This window comes from Leptotrichia sp. oral taxon 221 (genome assembly GCF_018128245.1).
Classification (GTDB): Bacteria; Fusobacteriota; Fusobacteriia; order Fusobacteriales; family Leptotrichiaceae; genus JABCPH02.
The window spans coordinates 2,031,304-2,038,190 of the sequence record NZ_CP072378.1; the positions used below are offsets into that span (position 1 = coordinate 2,031,304).

6 protein-coding genes are annotated in these 6,887 nt (G+C 28.2%); all 6 read right to left on the reverse strand.

The annotated features are described in order from the left end of the window. Positions 1-12: 12 nt before the first annotated feature. Complete coding sequence (locus J4863_RS09185) at positions 13-819, reverse strand: lipopolysaccharide kinase InaA family protein (RefSeq protein WP_211618421.1); 807 nt, start codon at positions 817-819, stop codon at positions 13-15. Continuing rightward, positions 820-1,935, reverse strand: a complete 1,116-nt coding sequence (locus J4863_RS09190) for a lipopolysaccharide assembly protein LapB (protein WP_211618422.1) — start codon at positions 1,933-1,935, stop codon at positions 820-822. A gap of 96 nt (positions 1,936-2,031) precedes the next feature. Next, positions 2,032-3,075 carry a DciA family protein gene (locus J4863_RS09195; protein ID WP_211618423.1) on the reverse strand — a complete coding sequence of 348 codons (1,044 nt, stop codon included), beginning with the start codon at positions 3,073-3,075 and terminating at the stop codon, positions 2,032-2,034. Further along, positions 3,068-4,159 (reverse strand): DNA replication/repair protein RecF, encoded by a 1,092-nt coding sequence (locus tag J4863_RS09200; RefSeq protein WP_211618424.1) that lies wholly within the window; start codon positions 4,157-4,159, stop codon positions 3,068-3,070. The genes J4863_RS09195 and J4863_RS09200 overlap by 8 nt, the downstream gene beginning before the upstream one ends. Positions 4,160-4,216: 57 nt before the next feature. Beyond that, positions 4,217-4,456, reverse strand: coding sequence for a S4 domain-containing protein YaaA (yaaA, locus tag J4863_RS09205; protein ID WP_211618425.1), 240 nt, complete (start codon positions 4,454-4,456; stop codon positions 4,217-4,219). A 631-nt stretch (positions 4,457-5,087) separates the two neighbouring features. Continuing rightward, complete coding sequence (gene dnaA / locus J4863_RS09210; protein ID WP_371815579.1) at positions 5,088-6,434, reverse strand: chromosomal replication initiator protein DnaA; 1,347 nt, start codon at positions 6,432-6,434, stop codon at positions 5,088-5,090. Between the last annotated feature and the right edge of the window lie 453 nt (positions 6,435-6,887).

Here is a 6,887-nt window from a genome sequence, read left to right on the forward strand (position 1 = left end):
TTGAGAATCCTCTTATTTTTTCAACATTCTTCTAAACGGTCTCGTGCTATCTTTTATAAACACTCTAAATTTATGTTTCTTAATAAAATGATACAATTTTTTAAAAACTTCCTCTTCTGTGTATCTCGTACAAAATTCCGAATACGCCTTTGAAAATTTCCTTGCAAAAACTTCTTCTTCCATCATTTTAGAAACATTTTCCATTCGTGTCGTCAAACTTAATTTCGTATTAAAACTCATTCTATTCAAATCTACCAAATAAAACTCATATTTATCTCCATCTTTTTTTATCAAGACATTCCCTGGCGAATAATCATCAAATTTTACACCACTTTCATGCAATTTTACTGTGAATTTTGCAAATTGCCTAATCACTTCATCTCTATAAGGCATCTGTTTTTCCATTTCCTCGTCTGAAAGTCCAAAATCATTCCACAAAACTTCCCGACAAGTAAAATCATATTTCAATTCTTCGCTCAAATAAAAACTTCTTTTATCTTCACCAAAATCATCAAAATACGCAATCGGTTCTGGTGTCTGTATCCCTAATTCAAGCAATTTATTCCCATACTCATAGGATCTTCTAGCCTTAGAACCTTTCCCATATTTATAAATCAATTGCGAAAAAAATCCTTTTTTCTTAAATTTTTTTACATTTACTTCTTTTTCTTCGCCATTATTCTTAATCTTTATCCTCTTTATCTCATTTCTTCCTGGCTCGACAACATAACTTCCCAATTTATCAAAATTTTTCAACATTTCAATCAAAACATTTTTATCATAATTTTTATTTATTTCGTAATTTTTATTTTTTTTCATTTAACTCCTTCGCTTTCCTTCAAAAAGCACATCTGCTATACTCGTTTCTTCATCTTGTTCTAACTGTAAATTATTTTCTTTCTCTTTTTCCATCGTTTCTTTTTTTCTTTTTTCTTCCATCTTTTTCAAACGACCATACTTTCTCTTCAAAGACATTATTCTATTTCTAGTAGCCTTTATTTTTTCAACATCATCTGTGTAGTTACTCGCTTTATAAATATAGTCCAATGCCTCATCATATTTATGTTGCAATTCCATAACATACGCATAATTAAAGTACCCTCTTGGATTTTCTGGAGACAACATAATCAATTTTTCGCAAACTCTTTCAGCTCTTTTAAAGTCCTTTATTTCCAATGAAAAACGACCTTCTATATCCAAATATTTTTTTCTTCCATCACTTGAATTTTTATAATTTACTATTAATAATTCAATTTCATCGTATCTCTTTTCAGATATTAGCAAACTATAAAAATTTTCAAAAATATAATCTGGAGTATCTTCATAATTTATCGAGATATTGTAATAATGAATTGCTTCATCTATTTTTCCAGCTCTTGCCATTACATCTCCCATTCGCATGTAAAGATAATACTCCTCAACATTGTTGCCTTCTGCTTTTACCCTATCTTCATATATTTCTAAAGCTCCTTTATAATCTCCCATTTCAGCCAAGTACTCAGCTTTTGCCATATATCCTTCTGACTTTTCTGGCTCAAGTTTTATCGCTTCATCAATTGTTTCCAACGCCTTTTTCCAAAAATTTAATTCAGTATAACAAATTCCCAAATTTAACAAAACATGATAATTTTTCTCTATTTCAAGAAATTCTTTATAATAAAAACTTGCTTTTTTATTTTTTCCAATTGATTGATACAAAAGACCCATAGAAAATATAACGTCTAGATTTTTATCGAATTTTTCGTAGGCTTCCTCACAATATTCCATTGCCAGCTCATAATTTTCCATTCTTAAATAAATTCTTATCAACATTAAAAATGCTTCTAAATTATATCTATCTATCTCTAAAATCGTTTCTAAATAAATCACTGCATCCTTTATTTTTTCATCTTGAACCGCTTTCCAAGCCTCTTCCAATAACTCTTCTACATTCATTATAATTTTACCTTTCTTGTATTTATTTATCCCTTTTTCAACACTTTTCACATATCTTACATTATACAAAAAAATATATTATAAGTCTATTTTTATTTATTTCCCAAAATCTTTTCTCTTAAAACTTAATTCTTTATTCAAACGCTTCAAAACTTTTTTTTGCTCAATAGCCAAAACATCTTTATCATCTGAACCAATTTTGTAATAAACATAATTTTTTATAAAATCTGAAATTGCCTTTCTTGCCTCTAATTTTATCTCATATTTATAATCTTCACTACACTTTATCTCCTCATCCTTCTCCAAACAAAAATAAAGCATATCCTCATACACTTCCTGTGCCAACTTGTCCCTAACCCTATAATACGTCGAAGCATCTAGATTTGTAATCTTTATAGCCCTTTTTTCACTAACAAATGGCTCCCGTTGTATCAATCTTACCATTTTTCGAAATTTATCTTCCTCTTTTTTCCCATAACATTCGTAACATATTCTTTCATTCTTATAAGGCAAAAATATTTTTCCACATTCTTCACATTGCTGATACCCATTTGCCAACAAATATTTATCTTTTTTTCTTCGATTTATGGCAATTTCTTCCAACTTCTGAGCATACTCCACATATTTCATTTTACCAAGACTCTCATAAATCTCTTCCAATTCCTCGTCAGTCAAACTAATATCTTCCCATCTAACCTTTTCCATCTTTTTCAAATTCTCTTCAAAATCTTTTTTCTTAAATCTTTTCGGAATCTGATTAACTGGAACATCTCCTCTTATTTCATCATTTTCAATTAACTCATCTAACAATCCTCTATGAATCTTGTAATTTAGCTTTCTCAAATCAATGCTCTCAATCGCTTCCATCCCCAAAAATTTATTCGTCTTTTCTTTTATAACATTCAAATACGTGCTCATCATATGATAAAGTGTCGTATCATTCGTATTTATCTGCAAAACTTTTTTAAATAAATTTTTCGGATTAGATTTTTCTGCAAGAGGTTTTCCCACAATTTTTTCCCAATTTTTCTTAATTTTCCACAATAAATATTTTTCATTCCTAAATATAAACGATTTCGCTTCATACGAATTTTTAACCAAACTTTTTAAATTTTGTACTTTTTTTGATTGCTCACTCATCCAAAATCACATCCCCTCCATCTACAATTATTTTTTTCCCTGAAATTTTCAAATCTTCAGTTGAAGTCATAAAACACTGTATTTTCTTATTACGAAAGTACTCCAAAATACTATTTTTCCTAATCTCATCAAAATACGATGCAATATCATCCATCAAAAAAATCGGATATTCATTTTTTTCCTTCAATAAAATATCAATCTCTGACACCTTCAATGAGAAAATTATTGATTTCTTTTCCCCTTGTGACGAAAACGATTTTGCATTTTTCCCATTTAATTCAAATACAAAATCATCTTTTTGTGGACCAATCAAACTATATCCTTGTAGTTTCTCTCTTTCCACCTTCCTTTTACACAATCTTTCAAATATTTCCGTCAATTCTTCCTTCGTCTTTTTTTCAACCTCTCCCAAAAAACAATCATACTTCAATTTTAATTCTGATTTTTCATCAAATAATTTTCGATAATTCAAATTTAACAAAATTGACAATTTTTTTATAAATTCTCGTCTGTGGATAATTATTTTTACCCCTTCTTCTATAAATCTTTCATTATAAATTTTATAAATTTCTTCTCCTGTCTCTTTCGCCTTTATCATTTTATTCCGTATTCTCAATATTTTCTCAAAATTAACAATCGCTTCCAAATAATCTCTTCTCGCCTGTGAAATTTCATAATTAAAAAATCCTCTCCGAACCCCTGGATTTCCCATAATTATCTCAATATCCTCAGGAATAAACGAAATTATATTTAATTTTCCCACATATTCAATATATTTATCTTTATTTCTATTGATATAAAACGTCTTTTTGTCCTCATTCAAATCAATCGCCAATGAATTTTCATCTCCGTTTTTGTCAATATATTTTCCAAATACAATAATTCTATTCGTATTATATTTCAACATTTCCTTTATCTTTTTCGTCCTAAAACTTTTCCCCGTAGCCAAAAAATGAACAGCTTCAATCAACGATGTTTTCCCCTGTCCATTCTTTCCGTATATTAAATTAAAATACCTATCCAGCTCAATTCTCTTGTCATTCAAACAACGAAAATTATTAAAATTTATCTGACTCAAATACATTTTTTCCTCTTTTTATAGTTAAAATTTTTTTTCTTTCAACAATATTTTTAAAACTGCCTATTTTTGCACCTTAACCGTGATTTTTTCACCATTAAATTCAACAATATCTCCCTCATGGATTTTTTTTCCACGTCTCAATTCAACTTCTCCGTTAACCTTCACATCTCCATTCAATATAAACATTTTTGCTTCCGAACCACTTCCTGTCAAATTTGTCCACTTCAACAATTGATCCAATTTTATAAAATCTGTTTTAATCTCCACTATTTCTACGTTTTCAGCTATTTTTTTATCCATTTTTCTCTCCAATCTCTTATTTCAATTATATATTTTATTAATGTTTAATTTTTTAAAATTTCCACTGTGGAAAACTCTAATTAAAAGTTTTCCACATCTTTTCCACAATTCTCCTCAAATCCTTTATTTATCTAGCTTCTAATTTCCACATCTTTTCCACATTCATATGTGGATAACTTTTTAACTAATGTGGATAACTTGAGTTTCCCACATTAAAAATTAAATTTTATAAATTTTTTATTAATATATATTTAACTATTTTTAACAATCCACATTTTGTGGAAAACTTATGTGGATAACTATGTGGAAAACTATTCAAAATATATTTTTTCCACATTTATATTTTACTAAATTTCATTTTTATTAATATTTATCATATTTTCAAGGATTGTTAGTTCATATATCAAATGTGGAAAACTTTCCACATTTTGTGGATAACTTTTTAAAGTTTTCCACAATCAATTTTGTTTTCTTATATTTTTAATTTTAAATTAATGATATTTTTATCATTTTTTTATGATTTTTTTTTCCACATTCTCTTCATAGAAAATGTGGAAAACTTCTTTTAAATCCCTCATACTTTTCCACAAAGTTTTCCACATCTTTTCCACATTATTGTTAATAACTTTATCTATCTGAATATCTTTCGTCTTAATGTCTCTATTTCTTTTCTGAAAGCCATGTCTTCATTGACTTTTGCCTCAATTTTTCTTATGCTGCTAATCACTGTACTATGATCTTTCCCACCAAGTAATCCACCAATTGCGGTCAGACTTAATCCTAATTTGTCATTATTTTTCAGCAAATACATCGTAATTTGCCTTGTATCCACAATTTTTCTTAGTCTCTTTTTAGATTTCATATCTGCTACACTGACATTATATTCTGTAGATATCATTTCTATTACTTTCTTCGCACTAACCTTTGACTCTTCACGTTTTGCATTATTGGAAATCATTTCTTGAACTTGTTCTAATGTTATTTTCTCATTTAATAATTTTGATCTAGCATTTAAATGTGTCAAAATGCCTTCTAGCTCCCTTACATTCGTATGTACAGAATCTGATATATACTCAAGTATGCTATCACTTATTTCGATTTCTTGTGTTTGAGCAATATTTCTTAAAATCATCATTCTCGTTTCAAATCCAGGTTGCTGAATTTCAACTGACAACCCTGATAAAAACCTTGATTCCAGCCTCTTTGATAAATTTTTAATTTCTTTTGGGTATCTGTCACTTATCATTATTATTTGTTTTCCCAACTCTTGAAGCTTATTAAAAGTGTGGAAAAACTCTTCCTCAACAGTTCCTTCTCCTCTTCCAAAAACTTTTTCAAAAAATTGAATATCATCTAAAAGCAACACATCCAAAGCTCTAAATTTATCCCTAAAATGTTGTATTCTCCCTTCTTGAAGCACTTTAAAAAACTCATTTGAAAATTCTTCAGAAGTTGAATAATACACTCTTTTATTTGGATTTCTTTCTAAAATAGCATTTCCAACAGCTTGCATTAAATGGGTTTTCCCCAATCCTGATCCACCATAAATAAATAACGGATTATACACAGGCGTAGGATTTTCCACAACTGCCAAACATGCGTTAAAAGCTAATTTACTATTTTCTCCAACAACAAAATTATCCAATCTATTTTTAGCATTTAAGCCTGTTCTAATTTTTTCTCTAGGTACTTCGACTTTATGATGATAAACGACTTCTTGTGGAATAATCTCTTTTTTTACAACAAATTCCACCTTTATCTCTTCATCAAACATAAGTTCAAGATACTCTTCAAATTGTTCTTTATACTTTTCCACATTTTGTCTTACTAAATTTGATTTACAAGTTAAAACTAACTTATTATTAGACAAATCCGTTGCCTCAACATTCTTAAAGAAAGTGTTAAACTCCATTTCATCTACTTTCTTTTTAAACATTTTTTGAATTTTTTCCCACGATTTTGAGGCTGTCATTTCCATATTAACAACTCCCTTTTTTTATTTTCTTTCCAAATTAAATATAACATAAAAAATATAAATAATCAATAAACTTACAAAAAGTTTTCCACATTTTTATTTACTCTTAATTACTGAATAAATAAGGGTTCTAGAAGTTTTCCACATTTTTTAATACTTTTCCACATACATTTTGAAGAGCCTATTTATCAATATTCCCACAGGTTATCCACATTTTTTCCACATTCCCACAATTAGTGTGGAAAACTATGTGGGAAACTTTGTGGAAAAAAGTTTTCCACAATTTAGGCAAAAGTTTTCCACATTTAAAAAGTTGGCAAACCCTTGTCAATTCTACATTCCCACATTTCCACATTCTATAATAATAATATATATACTAATATAAATAAATTATATTATAATAATATTGTGGAAAACTCTTTTTCTGTTTTTTGTTTACTTTAATTTTTAAAATTA

Bases quoted from the DNA above. Each gene is read 5' to 3' on its own strand.
- J4863_RS09185 (WP_211618421.1), bottom strand. From the start codon at position 819: ATGAAAAAAAATAAAAATTACGAAATAAATAAAAATTATGATAAAAAT.
- J4863_RS09190 (WP_211618422.1), bottom strand. From the start codon at position 1,935: ATGAATGTAGAAGAGTTATTGGAAGAGGCTTGGAAAGCGGTTCAAGAT.
- J4863_RS09195 (WP_211618423.1), bottom strand. From the start codon at position 3,075: ATGAGTGAGCAATCAAAAAAAGTACAAAATTTAAAAAGTTTGGTTAAA.
- J4863_RS09200 (WP_211618424.1), bottom strand. From the start codon at position 4,159: ATGTATTTGAGTCAGATAAATTTTAATAATTTTCGTTGTTTGAATGAC.
- yaaA (WP_211618425.1), bottom strand. From the start codon at position 4,456: ATGGATAAAAAAATAGCTGAAAACGTAGAAATAGTGGAGATTAAAACA.
- dnaA (WP_371815579.1), bottom strand. From the start codon at position 6,434: ATGGAAATGACAGCCTCAAAATCGTGGGAAAAAATTCAAAAAATGTTT.